1 protein-coding gene is annotated in these 507 nt (G+C 71.6%); it reads right to left on the bottom strand.

Annotated elements, in window-relative coordinates:
• The coding region (locus tag A5702_RS00175; protein ID WP_156669419.1) for an AMP-binding protein at nucleotides 1–507 on the bottom strand (507 nt) is incomplete at both ends.

Here is a 507-nt window from a genome sequence, read left to right as displayed (position 1 = left end):
GTAGCCGGTGAGGCGTTTGTCGCCGGGGCGGTCTTCGCGCACGATGACCGCGGCCTGCTCCACCCCGTCGAGGCTGGCCAGGGCGGCCTGAATTTCGCCGAGCTCGATGCGATAGCCGCGGATCTTGACCTGCTGATCCGCCCGTCCGAGGTAGTCCAGTTGGCCGTCGGGGCGCCAGCGCACCAGATCCCCGCTGCGATACATCCGCGCCCCCGGTCCCCCGAACGGGCAGGCCACAAACCGGGCCGCACTCAAGGAGGGCCGATGCCAATAGCCCACCCCGACGCCGCGCCCGGCGACATAGAGCTCACCGATGGTCCCGGGCGGGACCGGACGCAACCAGGCATCCAGCACGAACAACGCCGCCCCCGGCACCGGCGCCCCGATCGGGACGCTGGTGACCCCGGGGGTCAGGGGGGCGCTGATGGTGGCATAGACGGTGGTTTCGGTGGGCCCGTACCCGTTGAGCATCACCCGCCCGGGCGCCCACCGCTCGATCACCTCCGG

The organism is Mycobacterium sp. E3339 (genome assembly GCF_001666915.1).
GTDB lineage: Bacteria > Actinomycetota > Actinomycetes > Mycobacteriales > Mycobacteriaceae > Mycobacterium.
The sequence above is the reverse complement of the archived record's forward strand: the minus strand, read 5'-3'. Positions and strand labels throughout refer to the sequence as shown.